The sequence below is a fragment of the Stenotrophomonas sp. YJH_SMC_33 genome (genome assembly GCF_059372295.1).
In genome coordinates this window covers 134,973-150,069 of sequence record NZ_JCAFVJ010000011.1, presented here as the reverse complement: position 1 = coordinate 150,069, position 15,097 = coordinate 134,973, and the positions used below count along the sequence as shown (strand labels likewise).

General features: G+C 62.2%; 15 protein-coding genes. 2 read left to right on the top strand and 13 right to left on the bottom strand.

Annotated features, from left to right (window positions below; translation table 11 throughout):
- The 13 genes from AC5P9W_RS16275 to AC5P9W_RS16215 form a co-directional block, all read right to left on the bottom strand.
- Positions 1-827 (bottom strand): TrbL/VirB6 family protein (locus AC5P9W_RS16275; RefSeq protein WP_495219357.1); only part of this gene is annotated, 827 nt, incomplete at its 3' end.
- 79 nt (positions 828-906) lie between these two features.
- Positions 907-1,704, bottom strand: a complete 798-nt coding sequence (locus AC5P9W_RS16270) for a hypothetical protein (RefSeq protein ID WP_019660287.1) — start codon at positions 1,702-1,704, stop codon at positions 907-909.
- A 59-nt stretch (positions 1,705-1,763) separates the two neighbouring features.
- Positions 1,764-4,202, bottom strand: a complete 2,439-nt coding sequence (locus AC5P9W_RS16265; RefSeq protein WP_155029776.1) for a VirB4 family type IV secretion/conjugal transfer ATPase — start codon at positions 4,200-4,202, stop codon at positions 1,764-1,766.
- 81 nt (positions 4,203-4,283) lie between these two features.
- Positions 4,284-4,592 carry a VirB3 family type IV secretion system protein gene (locus AC5P9W_RS16260; protein WP_019660289.1) on the bottom strand — a complete coding sequence of 103 codons (309 nt, stop codon included), beginning with the start codon at positions 4,590-4,592 and terminating at the stop codon, positions 4,284-4,286.
- Positions 4,585-4,995: a TrbC/VirB2 family protein gene (locus AC5P9W_RS16255; RefSeq protein WP_058981388.1), complete on the bottom strand. Its 411-nt coding sequence runs from the start codon at positions 4,993-4,995 to the stop codon at positions 4,585-4,587. Before AC5P9W_RS16255 ends, AC5P9W_RS16260 begins: the two co-directional genes overlap by 8 nt.
- 73 nt (positions 4,996-5,068) lie before the next feature.
- The gene (locus AC5P9W_RS16250; RefSeq protein ID WP_171952776.1) at positions 5,069-6,052 is read right to left on the bottom strand and encodes a lytic transglycosylase domain-containing protein; all 984 of its coding nucleotides are present in this window, start codon (positions 6,050-6,052) and stop codon (positions 5,069-5,071) included.
- A gap of 3 nt (positions 6,053-6,055) precedes the next feature.
- Positions 6,056-7,099 carry a P-type DNA transfer ATPase VirB11 gene (gene virB11, locus AC5P9W_RS16245; RefSeq protein WP_021202793.1) on the bottom strand — a complete coding sequence of 348 codons (1,044 nt, stop codon included), beginning with the start codon at positions 7,097-7,099 and terminating at the stop codon, positions 6,056-6,058.
- 14 nt (positions 7,100-7,113) lie between these two features.
- Positions 7,114-8,385, bottom strand: a complete 1,272-nt coding sequence (locus tag AC5P9W_RS16240) for a TrbI/VirB10 family protein (protein WP_019660293.1) — start codon at positions 8,383-8,385, stop codon at positions 7,114-7,116.
- Positions 8,382-9,161 carry a TrbG/VirB9 family P-type conjugative transfer protein gene (locus AC5P9W_RS16235; RefSeq protein WP_019660294.1) on the bottom strand — a complete coding sequence of 260 codons (780 nt, stop codon included), beginning with the start codon at positions 9,159-9,161 and terminating at the stop codon, positions 8,382-8,384. The genes AC5P9W_RS16240 and AC5P9W_RS16235 overlap by 4 nt, the downstream gene beginning before the upstream one ends.
- Complete coding sequence (locus tag AC5P9W_RS16230) at positions 9,158-10,213, bottom strand: VirB8 family type IV secretion system protein (RefSeq protein WP_019660295.1); 1,056 nt, start codon at positions 10,211-10,213, stop codon at positions 9,158-9,160. Before AC5P9W_RS16230 ends, AC5P9W_RS16235 begins: the two co-directional genes overlap by 4 nt.
- Positions 10,214-10,302: 89 nt before the next feature.
- Entirely contained in the window at positions 10,303-10,749 is a 447-nt protein-coding gene (locus tag AC5P9W_RS16225) for a hypothetical protein (RefSeq protein WP_021202791.1), read from the bottom strand.
- A 424-nt stretch (positions 10,750-11,173) separates the two neighbouring features.
- Positions 11,174-12,853, bottom strand: coding sequence for a type IV secretory system conjugative DNA transfer family protein (locus AC5P9W_RS16220; protein ID WP_019660297.1), 1,680 nt, complete (start codon positions 12,851-12,853; stop codon positions 11,174-11,176).
- A 36-nt stretch (positions 12,854-12,889) separates the two neighbouring features.
- The gene (locus tag AC5P9W_RS16215; protein ID WP_019660298.1) at positions 12,890-13,147 is read right to left on the bottom strand and encodes a hypothetical protein; all 258 of its coding nucleotides are present in this window, start codon (positions 13,145-13,147) and stop codon (positions 12,890-12,892) included.
- A 130-nt stretch (positions 13,148-13,277) separates the two neighbouring features.
- Between AC5P9W_RS16215 and AC5P9W_RS16210 the strand changes: the two genes are divergently transcribed.
- Both AC5P9W_RS16210 and AC5P9W_RS16205 read left to right on the top strand, forming a co-directional pair.
- On the top strand, positions 13,278-13,574 hold the full coding sequence (locus tag AC5P9W_RS16210) for a hypothetical protein (RefSeq protein WP_241744934.1): 297 nt from the start codon (positions 13,278-13,280) through the stop codon (positions 13,572-13,574).
- A gap of 247 nt (positions 13,575-13,821) precedes the next feature.
- Positions 13,822-15,033 (top strand): MFS transporter, encoded by a 1,212-nt coding sequence (locus tag AC5P9W_RS16205; protein WP_329842109.1) that lies wholly within the window; start codon positions 13,822-13,824, stop codon positions 15,031-15,033.
- Positions 15,034-15,097 lie beyond the last annotated feature (64 nt).

Genomic DNA, 15,097 nt, shown 5'->3' with positions numbered 1-15,097 from the left:
CCGTCGCTGGAAGCCCCGTCAAGCAGGAACCTGTTCACCAGCGCCGTCGCCCAGAACGAGGAAGACACGCGGATCACCATATCCAATGCAATGGACACCATTGCCGACAGCACCGCCATCGAGAACATGGTCCCGATTCCGTAGAAGAGCCATCGCTGGAACATTTGTTTGGTCTGATCGAACAACAGACAGAGGATGAACAGTGGGCCGAAACCGATGAACAACGCCATCGCGACCTCATAGAGCAACAGCATCGAGCCAGCAGTCACCGCCGGGCCGCCCGTACCCAAGCCGATGAACCACATGGCTCGTGTCTTGTCTTCCTGCAGCCCCGGGTCATTCAGGATCTTGATTCCATCCACACTGGACAGCGCAACCTGCATCCAGGCCAAGCTCTTGTCGATCTGCTCCTCGGGCTTCTGATCCTTCCCGGTAACGACATGGGTGATGAGACCCTTCACGTCCTCGGTCAGGAATCCATGAAGATCCCGGCCAAACATGCCCATGCTTGTCGCTACAGCCACGATCAGTGCGGCGCGCGCCATGTTGGTCACCAAGATCATCATCGAATCGCGGCTACGTCCGGTGACGATACGATAGCCCTGAATGAGGACCCACAAGGTCATGAGGGTCAGCGCCATTCCGCCCACCCACGCCATCATGTTGTCCATGACGTCGAAGCCGAACTTGCCGATTCGCTCCCGCAGATAATCCAGGATCAGCTTGAAGAAAACGAAGTCGCCGACCGACTGGACGCGCGCCACGTGCCCCATCAAATCCTGGAATCCGCCCGAAAAATCAAAGTTGGCAATCGACCTGATCGTCATACCCACATTCCCTTGGTGATACCGCTATCGCTTGAGGCGCCCCGTAGGGACTCGAACCTCAGGTGCTTCATTCCACGCATCAGTCGATGGACAACGCCGTCTTCAGCGCTGCTGTCTTGACCAGGTCACTGATGACGGTCTTGGTTGGATCGCCCTTGAGCGCAGACTGGGCCACGACCTTCTGATTGGCCTCCATCACATCGATGTAGGCGTCGTATGCCTTGATCCGGGCTTCAAAGTTCTTGATCGTTGCGTTCATTTCGTTCGCAGTACGCATCGAGTCGTTCGCCACTGCGTTCATGTCACCGAGCCGATTGCTACCAAAACGCAACTGCGCGATGTCATCCATGCTCTTCAGGAACGCAGGCCCGGTCGTCTGCATGAAGTAAACCGCATCGTTGTATTTGCGATTCTGCATCATGCGGATGTTCACGCAGATCTGCGTCTGCTGGCTCTTCCAGTCGCCCTTTGAATTGAAAATGATGTTGGGCAGCATGTCCTTCAAATCTGCGCCGGTGCCACAGGTTTCAGCGACCAGGTACTTGGGCGAAACGGGCGTCAGCTGTGCAGCGGAAGGAAGACCGAAGTTGTTGACGATACCCTGCACCTGAACCAGCATCTCGCCATACTCCTTGATGGTCTGGTTCCAGTCCTGAAGCCACTGTGTATTTTCTCTGACGAACTGGGTCTTCTCCTGCACCTTGGACTGCAGGGTATTGAACTGGTTCCAGATGTGCTGCATCAGCGCTGGACCGGTTTCCTGCACCGGACCAAATGCCCCAGCATTGGTGGCAGACAGCGCCAAGGCAACACCCAGCACCTTGGCCACCGGCTTGAGTACCTTGCGGGCGCTGGCCCGACGCTTGACGATGTTCATGGCAAAACTCCTGTTGTTCAGATTGACATCCACTTGCCTGTCTCCTGCTTGCGCTGCCATCAAGCAGCGTCGGAACGGGGTTCCTTCCCCGAACCCTTCCGGTTCTTGTAGAAATCTTCCAACCACTGTTCCGGCGTGAGCTCGTCCACGGTGATCCGATTGCGGACTGCAGCGGTCTGCAACACCCGATGCATGATGTCGATGTTGTCGGTCGAGGCCGAGATCACCGACAGGATGTCGTCCATCCCACGCAGGTTGAGCTGGCAGACGCTGGACGCATGGCCCTGCTTGACCAGGAAGCAGCGCGAGCGCTCGTCCAAGGCGGTGACCACCCTGAACTCGGCCTCGGTCAGCTTCAGGCCATCCATGTAGTCGCTCTTGCTGGCATTCGGGTTCGGCAGCAGGATCAGCGTGGCGGTCTGTTCGATCAGTGCAGCCGAGATGTCACTCTTCAGCGCATCTTCCGGGCTCTGCGTTGCGAATATGCCCAGACCGTTCTGCTTACGGATGGTCTTCTGCTTGTTCTTCGCGAATTCCTTCAGGCCACCCTCGCCGTCCAGGATCTTCCAGAATTCGTCCATCACGTAGATCAGCGGACGACCATCGATCAGCGACTCCAGGCGGTGCAGCAGGTAATTGATGACCGGCACGCGCACTTCGGGATTGTCGATGATATCGGTGTAGTCGAAGCCGATGATGTTGGCCTTGCTCAGGTCAACGGTGTCGACCGGATTGTCGAACACCCAGCCCAGCGAGTTGCCTGAGGTCCAGCGGCGCATGCGCGCATAGAGCCCATCGTCGCCCATGTTGGGCAGGCTCTTCTGGAAGTTGGTCATGCTGCGCAGGTGCATGGGCGTATCGAGCATGCTTTCCACTGCGCGGTAGATGTCCTCTTCCTCGCGGGCGCTGTACTCACGCTTGCCGGCCAGCACCTTGATCAAGTCGGCCAGGAACTGCACGTTGGCTTCATTGTTCTCGCACTGGAACGGGTTGAACCCGGTCGGCGCGCCGTTCTCCAAGGCCAGATAGTTACCACCGCAGGCGCGCACGAAGATCTCCGCACCCCGATCCTTGTCGAAGAAGAAGATGGTCGGTGACGGCTCATACTTCTGCACTTGGCTGAGCAGGAAGTTGATCAGTGCGGTCTTACCGGTACCGGACTTACCAATCACCATGGTGTTGGCGATCGCCTTCTCGCCCAACGAGTTCTCTGACGGATGGGTCGCGTGGAAATTGAAGTAGTACGGCTGGCCGTTGGTGGTCTGCAGCGTGGTGACGCAGTCGCCCCACGGGTTGTTGTGCTGCTTGCCGGTCGCGAAGTTGTGCAGTGGCGACAGGCCCAGGAAGTTCAGCGAGCTGACATTGGCCAGGCGGGTGCGGTAGCGCCAGTTGGCCGGCAGCTGCGAGTAGAAAGACGAGGTAACCGCCAGATCTTCCTTGGTCGACACAAAACCGGCATTGGACAGCTCGGCGCGCGTCGTGGCCACGTTCTGTGACAGCTTGGCCTGGCTGTCGCCGTAGACTGCCATGATGAAGTGGTATTCGCCGAGCACGAAATTGCCCGACGAGAGCTGATCCATCGCCTGGTCCAGCTCGACGATCTGGCTGACCGCCTTGTCGCCGGAGGAGATCATCATGCCCTTGGTGCGGTCGAGCACCTTGAGCGCGTCCTGGCGCCCCATCGGGCTGAACGAATGGGTGATGACGTACTCGTAGTCCAGGTACTTCAGGCCGTTGAGGATGCCCGGGTACGTTCCCTCAGCATATTCCTTGATGTTCAGGATGGCGCCGAAGTGGTTGGCACCGTTGGGGGTGTTGATGACGAAGTCACCGGTCTTGGCCGAAAACATGTGCCGGCTCACTGGCAGGTAGTCCTTGATCGGTGCCGACAGCACCGGCACCGGCTCGTCGATGCGATTGATCAGGTAGCCGAACAGCTCTAGCGTTTCAGAGAACACCACGCCGTTCTTTGCCTCGTACATTCCCAGGCGGTACGGCGCATAGTCGCGGATGACGGCCTCGACGTTGCCGGCCAGCTCCATCAACTTTTCTACTGCCTGCTCCTGCTCGGCGCGCAGCTTGTCCACGTTCGCCGACTTCTCGACGAAACGCTTACCCGCCACCACGGGGCGGTAGATCATGGTCAGGTACAGCTCGTTCTGCATGATGCGCTGTGAGGACAACATGCCCATGTACTGATCGGACACATCCTGGTTGAAGCGCTGCTTGTAGTTGCTCCTGCCCTTCAGGGTCCGGCGACGACGGATGTCGTGCACCCAGAAGGCGACGTTGACGAAATCCGGCGCGCGCAGCGTCTGCAGCAGGCGGTTGAACGTGTTGTGGCGATGCTCAAGCTCCCACTCCTCACGGCCGACGAACGGCAGCCCTTCCAGATGCCAGGTCAGCAGGTAGTCGCCGCCCGTGGTCTTGACCACGTTCGGGGCGACGTGCGACGACAATGGAATGAACTCGCTGATGGAGGTGTCTGGGCTGAACATACGACTGCTTCCAAAGAGGTACTGCCAAAAAGTTTCAACAGACCCGACGGGCGCGGACGCCCGCCAGGCCGGATCCGGACCTCAATCCATTCGGGCCGGCTTGTCGCGGTAATGGTTGGGGTTGAACACCCACATGCCATCGTGTTCCTGCACGTTGCGGACTTTCAGCTTGAACATCAGGCGCAGGCCCAACAGGCGGAAGATCATTTCGTCACGCTTGGCCATCTGCCGCATGATGAAGACCGCCACCGGAATGGTGAGCAGGAACCAGAAGTTCGTGTACATGCTGAGCAGCAGCAAGCCACCTGCCACCATGAAAAATGGCAGATAGGGCACGCCCAGGAACATCGCTGGGCGCGTGCAGCCGCGGAACACGACGTTCTTATGCACTGTAGTACTGGATCACATGGTTGATCAGGTAGGAGGTGCTGGTGCCACCACCACACTTGCCGTCGCTACCATCACCCAGCAGCATGCGCGCGATCTGGCCCGCAGCGCCGATCAGCACGCCGCCGATCAGAATCGGTGCAACGTCAGCGATGCGCTTGTGCGCGAACGCGATCTGATAACCGGCGAAGATCACCGCGATGGTGACCACGGCGATCGAGGCGATGTTCAGCAGGCCGTTGATGTTGTTGAAGAAGCCGCACACCTTCTTGTCGGTGCCGCCGAAGTCGACGGCACCGTTGGCGAAGACCTGCGGGGCGAACATGGCGCCGACGAAAACCGTGGCCATCAGCAGGGTCTTCAGCGTGCGCTGGGCCTGGACGAGGTCGAGATTGGATCGCTTCATGGATTGATTTCCTTGTTGATGGACTAACACAACTGAATCGGCCAGCCGGGGGACTGGCCGCACCACGACTTCGTCAGAACACGAAGGCCGCATCCCCTGCGGGAATCTGCTGCACCGGTGCGGTCTGCACCGGCGCGTTGTACGAATTGTCGGCACCCGCCACAGGCTGGTTCCGCTCGCTCCAGGGCCGCAGCATCACGGGCCCCTCATTGGTGGCACCGGCAGCGCCCGGCAACTGCTGCGGCATGGCCATCGCCTGCGCAGCACGCTGTTTGGGCAGCTGCTGCGGCATGCCACCGGCCTGTTGCTGGGGATAGGTGGCCTCTTGGTTGGGCTGCGCCTGGGGCTGCATCATCCTGTCCACCGAACCCAGCACCACCTTGGACAGCGCCTGGTCGGCGAGATTCAGCAGACTGCCCCGCGCCATCGCACCGGGGGACGGGTATACGACATAGGCGCGTGCGGGATCTTCCGACGGCACGTACACCGGGCCATTGGACTGTGCAACGATGCGCGCCTGCGCCGGCGAAGCGAGCTGCGGATGATGCTCGACCTTCACTGCACGGCGCTCACCGCGACTGACCACGTCGATCGGTGCGACACCATTGCTGGCGACCTGCTGGCCGCGGCGGATCGAGTCGTAGATCTTCTGCACGTAGCCGTGACGGAAGCCGGTCTCGAAATTGCCCGAGTAGTAACAGCTGAACGACTTGCCCCAGTCACCACCGGAGCGCTTGTAGCACTCGGCGAGAATGCGCGAACCGGCCTGCAGGTTCGGGCACTGCTGGAAGGCCTTCTCGTAGGAATCCAGCCCGTATTTGCCCAGGTTGTAGCGATTGACCTGGGCCAACCCGATCGAGAAGTTGTAGCCCTTCTCTTCCAGCATGCGCACCGTCGCCAGCGCTTCATCCAACGCCTTGGGCTGACGCACCAGTGCACCGCCGACCACGCCGATGGCATACGGGTTGCGCGACGACTCCACGTTGATGACGTGTTGCATCACGTCCATCGAGACGGCCATTTCCGGGCACGCCATCATTTCCAGTCCTGGCAGCATTGGTCAGCCCTCCTGCCCCTGGGCACGCCCAGGATTGAAGTCGATGCCGGTGATGTAGCGCGAGCCGGCATGCGCCTTGATATGCACGACGATGTCGATGGTCATCATCAACAACCGCTTGATCACGTTGAACTCCAGGCCCGAACCTTCGGCTGAAGCCTTCACCATCAGCGCCAGCTGGTCCCAGGTCTGCTCCGGGCTGCCGGCATGGCAGCTGGTGATCGAGCCCGGGTGGCCGGACGCGCAGTTGCGGATGAAGTAGAACGCTTCGTCACCGCGCAGCTCGGCCAGGATGATGCGTTCGGGCTTCATGCGCAGGCAGGCTTCCATGCAGCTCTTGGCCGTCACATTGCTGGTGCTCTGCCCGCCCTTGGAATACAACAGGTGCACCACGTTGGGCTGGGTCAGAAACAGCTCGCGTGCGTCCTCGATGGTGACCAGGCGCTCGTTGTCCGGGATATGGTTGACCAGCGCCTTCATGAAGGTGGTCTTGCCGCTGCCGGTCGCGCCGGATACCACGATGTTCTTGCGGTACATCACCGCACGCCGGAAGAACTCGGCGTACTCTCGCGAATGACGCAGCTCCAGCAGCTCGCGATCCTGCTCGCTGATGCTGCCGTCGCTTTCCAGAATCTGGTTGAAGAAGCCGTCTTCGTGATACTGCGTGAGCGACTTGGTGTGCTTGGAAGGCAAACGGATGGTGATCGACACCTTCCCCGCGTCACAGGCCGGCGGAATCACGAACTGCGCACGCTGGCCGGTGGGGAACGTGAGCGACACCACCGGATCGGCATCGGTGATGCGCTGGCCGGTGTTGCTCTCGTTCACCACTGCCGTGCAGAACTGCCGGGCCCGCTCGAACGTCAGGCTCGGCACGTCCACCCGCTGCCACCCCGCCCGGGTTTCCAGGTACAGCTCGCCGGGACGGTTGATGCAGATTTCCGTCACTTCCGGAGAAGTCATGTACTCGGCGATGCCCAGCACTTCGTACTGATAGCGCAGAAAATCGCTGGAGACGAGGGCGAGGGGGGACACTTCGGCGTCCATGATCGTTCGTTGGGTTACCGGCGGGGGTTCAGCACGTTGGTGAAGTCAACGTCCTTTGCAACGTAGACGTTCACGATCGTGCCCTGGTTGATGGTGACGGTCGGCGGACGACGCTGGCTCAGCGATTCATTGGCCAAGCGCTCCATGGTGCGTGCGGTGGCGCTCTCATAGGGCGACTGGATGGTCATGCCGTTATTCGCCACGGTAGTGGTTTCCGGGCCATGCTCTGCAGCGGCGTACTTGAACGCATCCGCCAGCAGACTGATCATCAGCGCCGAGGCGATACGGCTGCCCCAGTGCGCGCTGTACTGGCCCGGATGCCCGGCGCCGCCCAGCTGATCCACGCCCGGACTGGACATGGCCACGTCGATACCATTCGGCGTAGTGATGCGATCCCAGATCACTTCCACCCGCTTGCCGGTGGGACCGCCGCCATAGGCGCCATAGATCTTGGAGCCCTTCGGCAGCAGAAGATTGCGGCCGTTGATCGAGTACACCGGTTCGGTCAGCAGGCACGAAGTGTAGCCCGCGATATCGGTGATGATGCGGGTTTCCAGCACGCAACGCAGGTAGGTACCCCGCACCAGCAGCGCATCGGGACTGCGGATGTAGCTGGCATTGGACACGTCATCAACATCGGGGCCGCGACGAACCCGGGCCGGCGCTGCATTCTGCTGTCCACCCATCATCTGGGCCTGGAGGCGAAGGGTACGGGTCAGCTCGTCTTCCTGGCCCCCCTGCCCATCACCGCCCGCGCTGTCGCCAGCACCAACGAAGCCGTTCCCCGACGCTCCCATCCGGCGCTCGGCGAGCGTCGGACCCCGCGGGGCTTCGCGCTCGCTCATGCTGAAGGCCGGTTCTGCGCGAGTAGGCCCGGACGGCGGCGGCGGCAGCATCGGAATCGGGTCAACGGGCTGCATCGCCTGAGACGGAACCGGATCCGTCTGCACAGCGTCCGGCAGCGTCGGCGTGGACACACGCGCGACTTCCGGCACCTTCTGTGCAGCGTCCTTGTCATCCTGGCCCTTGCGGAACAGCAGGAAGCCCATGGCCACCAACAGCAACACGATGCCACCGAGGAACAGCAGCGCCTTCCGGTTCAGCCGCTGCTCTTCGGCCGAGCGCAGCTGCGGCGCGGCCGCGTCCAGATCCGGCGCCGGCTCGGCCTGGGCCGTGCCGAAGTAGGGATTCGACGGCGCGTCCGCGGCACCCTGTGCGCCGTACGGGCTCTGGCTCTCGTCGCGTCCATTGTTCGGGTCGTTTCCGGGAGTGTTCTGCTGGCTCATTTCTTCACGTTCCTTCGCAGGCCGACGACGAAGTCGCCGTGGCGGATGACCAGGTACGGGTAGGTCCCGTGCACGATCAGCGTATTGCCTTCAACCGTGGTGTTGACCACGAAGTCTTCACCGTATTCCGTTTCGCGACCAAACACGGCCGGGAAGATGCCGGTCTTGTACTCCGGCGAGTTCGGCAGTTTCAGATAGGTGAAACGGCCATCGTCATAGGCGTTGACCGGGATCAGCCACCCCATCTTCTTCGCCTTGCTGGTCGAATAGGAGTAGTTGAAGTTGTACTGGCGGTCCTTGGCCAGTTCCGAGCTCAACAGCGGTTTGGCCTCTTCCTCGACCGCTTCCTGGGCGACACCGAACACGGTGTCGTTGGGATAGACGAAGGCGATCTTGTACTGCACGCCTGCACGACGGGCCTGCTCCAGCTGGCGCCAGTCGGTGGCCACCACCTTCAGTTCGAAGATGTAGGAATGGGTCTCGGTGCGCACCATCATGTTGGTGTCGACGTCGACGTTCTTCGGCTTGAGGTAGAACACGTTCTCGCGACGGGTCAGTTCCCAGCCGCTGCTGAAGCCGGTGCTGTAGTCGAGGATCTTCTCGTTCGGGCTCAACTCGATCTGGGTGGTCAGGCCCAGGCCGGTGCGAACCGGATAGATGCGGTCCTTCTCGTACTCGTAGTGGTCAACCGCCTGCGCCATCGCCGCTGCCGGGAACAGCAACGACAACATCGACAGCAGCGCCAGCGCGCTTCCCCTGATATTTCGACTACTCATCGGTTGCTTGCTCCATCAGCAGTTCCGGTGGAATTGTTCTGCGCCGGCCTCATGGCCGGCTGTCCGGGCATGGCCTGCCCCGGCATTGCTTGCCCCTGCACCGGCTGACCCGGCATCGGTTGGCCCTGTACAGGCTGTCCCGGCATTGCCTGGCCCGGTACCTGGCCGTTGGCGGGCACCGCGACCGGCTGGCCGGTGGCCGGGTCGATCATGGTGGCTGCGGCCGGATTGTTGGGATCGTAGACACCCTGTGCCTGCTGCGCCGCCTGTGCGGCCTGCTGCGCCTGCGCCTGCATGGCACCGTCATCCGGCACCGGCACGCCACGCGAATAGTCGTTGTCGACGCGGTACTCGGTGACCTGGAAGGCCAGCGGATTGAGGATGCGATCCTGTTCGGACAACGCCAGGTTCTGGTTGTACTCGAAACGCATCGTCACCAGCTGGTTGTCCAGGTAGGTAGAGACGCCGGTGCGCTTGTCCAGCAGGCTGCGCTGGATGCGCACCGAAGCGCCGCGGAAGCTGCCGTTCGGCTCGGCACCCAATGGCGTGATGCTGAGGATCTTGACCCGGATGGCGCGCTCGCGACCGTACATCACGAACGGGTTCTGCGGATTGTTGCCGGCATAGCGGACACGCATGGACTGCGCCACCGGATCGGTGGACATCACGAACACCAGTTCCCAGTCACGCAGGCCCATCACCGCCGAGTCATACGATTCGCGCGCGAGCACGTACTGGGCGACGTTGCTGCGATTGATCGCTTCGTTGGTGGTGATCGTCTCGCCCTGGAAGGTGCCACTCAACCGCGCGACGGTCGCCGTACCCGTGTAGGCATCGGCCATCACCAGGAACGGCACCTTTTCCTTCAGCGGCAGCATGTAGTAGTAGCCGCCCGCCAGTGCGAGCGACATCAGCAATGAGCCTGTGGCGACCCACCATGCACGCCGCTCGCTGCGGCGTGCCATGTCGGCCACGGTGATCTCGTAGCTGACCGCCTTGGCGACCGACTGCTCGACCTTGGGGCTATTGCCGGGATCCTTCTTGCGGAACATGGATTCTTCCGTACTGCTGAAACATCAATGGGCGTGGCACCCCTGCGACAGGCGCGGGGAGCGGCACGTTCGATGATTTCGAGGTGGACTCAGGTGCCGCTGTTGGAATCAGCGCCCTGCGCCGACGCGGTCGGCGTCGAGCCAGCGCTCTGCACAACGATCTGGTTGCCAACGATGGAGACCGAGATACCCTGCGCCGAATAGGCCGATGTCAGATCGATCACGGCCTGCTGCGCGTTGGTCGTATCGATCTTCGAGACCGCGCCATACAGGGTGAAATCCGAGCTGAGGCGGTAGTCCAGCGTGCGCCCGGAATCCTTGGCCCAGCGCTCGAGCATGGCTTTGAGCGTGCCATCCATCGGCGAGGCCTGGTAGACGTAGCTGGAGTACAGCGGAATTTCGGTCGTTGTCGCAGCAAAGCGGTTGACCGGCTTCCAGCGGCCTCCGAAATCGGGAGCGGACTTGGTGGCGCAACCGGCCACCATCAACGCCGCCACTGCGGCGATGGACATTTTCGCGATAAACGCCTGATTCATACGGGCTTCACTTTGACGTACGAAAAAGCAGTCCCGAGCATTGGTCCCCTGGTCGTCCGGCGCTGCATCGCGCACGCCGGAATCAGAGGGATGCGCTGCGTGCGGCACACCCACTCCGGCTCCCCTGCAGCCAACGGCTGCCAACCAAGTTGCGGGGCCGCCGGACATAGCCGACAACCCACCCGCATACCTCACCAACGTCGAAACCATCCTTGTTTCCATGGCACAAACTCCTGGCCACCCTACTGCCACATCTTTGACATCCAGCACACATTTCTGGACGACAGACATAGGGTCGCACAACCACGCGTCAATTCCATGTCAGACAAGTCTGAAAATCTATGAACAGATGCCGAATTCTTGACTTACCTCACGTTTTCACTTCAGTGAATATGAATCCAAGTCACAAATTTAGCGTCGTGAATTAGACGTTAAGCATCGGAACATCGACCTTCGGCAGCAGTCTGGACGTGAAATAGCGATCCTTGTAATAGCGGATCTTGTCGCATTTCACCGGATGCGGTATGCCTTCGTAGAGGAACACTTCCTTGTCGGGCCCCATCGCCTTCAGCTCCTGCGGCAGCATCAGTGCACGCCGCTCTTCGGTGAAGTTGTGGGTCTTCTCTCTGGCATGCGTGACGTTCTTCTTGCGCACCGTGGTGTAGCCCAGCATGTCCGAATAGTCGTTGGCATCCTGCTGCTCACGCGGCGCGTACAGGATCTGCAGGGCATGGTTGGTGATGATCGTGCGCGAGACTTCGCGGCCGTATGTGGCATCGAGCTGGGCCATGCTCTGGATGATCGGCAGCAGGCGGATGTTGTAGCCAGCCATGTAGGACACCGCCGAGGCGATGATCTCGACTTTGCCGATCGAGGTGAATTCGTCCATCAGCAGCAGGCACTGGTACTTCAGGTCCGGGTTGGACCTGGGCAGTTCCTTGGTATTGAGGTTGATCAGCTGGCTGAAGAACAGGTTGATGATCAGCCGGCTCTCGGCCAGCTTGTTCGGCTGGATGCCGATGTAGATGGTCATCTTCTTCTTGCGGACGTCGGTCAGCAGGAAATCGTTGCTGCTGGTGGCCTTGTCCAGCACCGGGTTGATCCAGGGGTTCAGCGGCTCCTTGAAGGTGCCCAGGATCGAGGCGAAGGTCTCGTCCGCCTGCGACAGCATGTTGGCGAAGGCCGAACGTGCGTTGGCACTGAGGAACGGCCGCTCCGACAGGGTCTTGAGGTACTTCTTCAGGTCGGTCCCGTCGCCGGAGGACAACCGGTACACCGCGCCGAGCGTGGGCGTGCCGGCGCCCCCCGGGAAACCGCTGCTGCGCTCGTCGTCCCAGTTCTCGAACAGGTACAGGGTGAAGGCCATGAACGCGTTGCGCGCCTGGCTGACCCAGAACTTCTGGTCCTCGGCCCCATCCGGATACAGCATCGCAGCGATGCTCATCAGGTCCGAGACGCGGAACGCCGGATCGTCGGAGACGTAGCTGAGCGGATTCCAGCGATGCGTGCGCCGGTCCTCGGCGAAAGGATTGAACAGGTAGATTTCCTGACCCTGGCTGGCGCGCCAGCCGCTGGTCAGGTCGAAGTTTTCCTGCTTGATGTCCAGCACCACCAGCGATTCGCCGTACTCCAGCAGGTTCGGGATGACCACGCCCACGCCTTTGCCCGAGCGGGTGGGCGCGGCCAGGATGACGAACTGCTGGCCATCCAGGCGCACCAGCTTGCCACCATGGCTGCCGACCACGATGCTCTGGCCAGTCTTCTTGAACATGCCATGCCTGGCCAGGTCGGCGCCGGTGGCAAAGCGTGCATCGCCGTGCAGCGAGCGCTTGTCCTTCTTCAGCAGCAGCACCAGGCCGGTCACCACCAATACCAGCAGCGGCAGGCCGAAGCCCACGTAGCCGGCCCATCGGATCTTGCCAACGAAGGGCGCGACCTGTGGCTGGTCCAGCGCGTTGAAGTACTGGTAGTAGGTGTTCCAGGTGAACAGCTTGGTATCCAAGCCCAGGAACAGCAGCGTCAGGTAGCCGGAAAACACGAAACCAAGCAGCAGGGTCGCCAGCGTGATGATGGCGATGAGCAGGTACTTCTTACTGGGCAACACCCGAATCCTCCATGATGCGCACGAGGGCGCGACGGCCTAGCGGCGGCGCCAGCGCGACGCCTTTTTCCGCAGGTGATTTTCGTTCTCCAGCCCGGGCTCTTCGCCCTCTTCACGCACCCGTTGCAACAGCAACTGGCGCGCTTCGGCCAGCGATACCAGGTCGGTCAGACGATCCCCATCGTCGGCGACGACCGCATGGCCGACCACATCGCCCGGAGCGTACACCGGCTCGTGGGACACCGCTACCAGCTGGTAGCGGCCACGGGTTTCCAGCACATGCCTGAATTCCTGCATCGAACTCCTCCTCCTCGGGGCGACGCCGCGCCCCTGCCCAGCCATCATGCCCATCGCAGTGTCATCGCCGCATCGACAACCGCTCCCTGCTTTTGCGCGAAACTGCGCGCCGATATCCAAGGAGACCGATATGGACTGGGTAGCACTTGCCCGCACCCTCGCCACCGAGGTGCACGCCGGCCAGATTTACAAGGCCGGCCAGCCTTACATCGGCCATGTGGCACGGGTGGCGGCTGCGGTGCGCGGCGACGATGACGCCGAAGTGGTGGCGTGGCTGCATGATGTGGCCGAGGACTGCCCAGCGTTTGCCGCACGCATCGAGGCATTCCCCGCCCCGCTGCGCGAGGCGGTGCACCTGCTCAAGCGCGCCGCGGCCCCCGACGCGGACAGCTACTACGCGCGCATTGCCGCCCACCGCTGGCACTGAAGGTGAAGCGGGCCGATCTGGATGACAGCGCCGATCCGCAGCGCCTGGCGATGCTCGACGCGGCGACGGCCGGGCGCCTGCGCTGCAAGTGCGCGCACGCCCGGGCAGCGCTGGGCATCTGACCAGGCCGCACGGACAGCGGGGGGCGGCGTGTCACTGATCGAACGCTGATTTAGCTGAGCGCTGCTGCCCTTGTTGCGGTGCAGCAGTACAATGGGGGGCTCCCCCGCCCTGTCGCGCCCCCCGCATGAGCCCCACCTCTTCCCTGGCTGCGCGGCTGACGCCCCGTCAGCGCACCCTGATCATCCTCGCCCTGTCTCTGGGTGGCTTCGCCATCGGGACCAGCGAGTTCGCCAGCATGGGCCTGATGCTGGAGATCAGTCGCGGCTTGTCGATCTCCGAAACGCAGGTCGGTCACCTGATCAGCGCCTATGCCATCGGCGTTGTCGTCGGTGCGCCGATCCTCGCCTTCGTGGGTGCCAGCTTCCCGCGCCGCAAGCTCTTGTTGGCGCTGATGGGCTTCTACGCGGTGGGCAACCTCGCCAGCGCGCTGGCACCCAATTACGGCACCATGCTGGCGGCACGCTTCGTCGCCGGCCTCCCGCATGGCGCCTACTTCGGCGTTGCGATGCTGGTGGCCGCGGCGATCAGCCCTGCCGGCCAGCGCGGCCAGGCGATGTCGCGGGTGCTGCTGGGCCTGTCGATCGCAATCCTGGTCGGCAACCCGCTGACCACCTGGCTGGGCCAGCAGCTGAGCTGGCGCACCGCCTTTGCCCTGGTCAGCGTGCTGGCCATCGCCACCGTTGCGATGATCGCCCGCTTCCTGCTGCCGGATCCGGACGAGGTGCGCACCTCGCCGATGCGCGAACTGCGCGCCTTCAACACGTCCCAGGTGTGGCTGGCGTTGGCGATCGGCGCAGTCGGCTTCGCTGGCATGTTCTGCGTGTTCACTTACCTGGCTCCGACCCTGGTGCAGGTCACCGGCGTGGCCGAATCGTGGATGCCGCTGGCGGTGGGCGTGTTCGGCATCGGCGCGATCATCGGCAACATCGCCGGTGGCTGGCTGGTGGACAGGTTCCACTTCAAGGCCGCCGCCGTGGTCCTGCTGTGGTCGATCCTGATGCTGCTGCTGTATCCGCTGGCCGCGCAGTCCGTGTGGACGATCGGCCCGATGATCACCACCGTCGGCACCATGGGCGCGCTGGCGGCAGTGCTGCAGACCCGCCTGATGGACGTGGCCGGTGAAGCACAGACGCTGGCGGCCGCCTCCAACCACGCCGCGTTCAATACCGCCAATGCGCTCGGCCCCTGGCTGGGCGGCATGGCGATCAGCGCCGGCTTCAGCCCGGCCAGCACCGGCTATGTCGGTGCGGCCACTGCCATTGGCGGCCTGCTGCTGTGGTGCGTGGCGGTGTCACTGGACAGGAAGCGTAAGGCCGCCGTCGCCGGCAGCCACTGAAGAACCGGCATTCACAGGCAAGTGGATGCCAGCGCCTTGACCAGCACGGCGCTTCGTACCGGCA

Excerpts from the sequence above, each read along its gene's own strand:
- AC5P9W_RS16270 (WP_019660287.1), bottom strand. The coding sequence starts at position 1,704 with ATGAACATCGTCAAGCGTCGGGCCAGCGCCCGCAAGGTACTCAAGCCG.
- AC5P9W_RS16265 (WP_155029776.1), bottom strand. The coding sequence starts at position 4,202 with ATGTTCAGCCCAGACACCTCCATCAGCGAGTTCATTCCATTGTCGTCG.
- AC5P9W_RS16255 (WP_058981388.1), bottom strand. The coding sequence starts at position 4,995 with ATGAAGCGATCCAATCTCGACCTCGTCCAGGCCCAGCGCACGCTGAAG.
- AC5P9W_RS16250 (WP_171952776.1), bottom strand. The coding sequence starts at position 6,052 with ATGCTGCCAGGACTGGAAATGATGGCGTGCCCGGAAATGGCCGTCTCG.
- virB11 (WP_021202793.1), bottom strand. The coding sequence starts at position 7,099 with ATGGACGCCGAAGTGTCCCCCCTCGCCCTCGTCTCCAGCGATTTTCTG.
- AC5P9W_RS16240 (WP_019660293.1), bottom strand. The coding sequence starts at position 8,385 with ATGAGCCAGCAGAACACTCCCGGAAACGACCCGAACAATGGACGCGAC.
- AC5P9W_RS16235 (WP_019660294.1), bottom strand. The coding sequence starts at position 9,161 with ATGAGTAGTCGAAATATCAGGGGAAGCGCGCTGGCGCTGCTGTCGATG.
- AC5P9W_RS16230 (WP_019660295.1), bottom strand. The coding sequence starts at position 10,213 with ATGTTCCGCAAGAAGGATCCCGGCAATAGCCCCAAGGTCGAGCAGTCG.
- AC5P9W_RS16225 (WP_021202791.1), bottom strand. The coding sequence starts at position 10,749 with ATGAATCAGGCGTTTATCGCGAAAATGTCCATCGCCGCAGTGGCGGCG.
- AC5P9W_RS16215 (WP_019660298.1), bottom strand. The coding sequence starts at position 13,147 with ATGCAGGAATTCAGGCATGTGCTGGAAACCCGTGGCCGCTACCAGCTG.
- AC5P9W_RS16210 (WP_241744934.1), top strand. The coding sequence starts at position 13,278 with ATGGACTGGGTAGCACTTGCCCGCACCCTCGCCACCGAGGTGCACGCC.
- AC5P9W_RS16205 (WP_329842109.1), top strand. The coding sequence starts at position 13,822 with ATGAGCCCCACCTCTTCCCTGGCTGCGCGGCTGACGCCCCGTCAGCGC.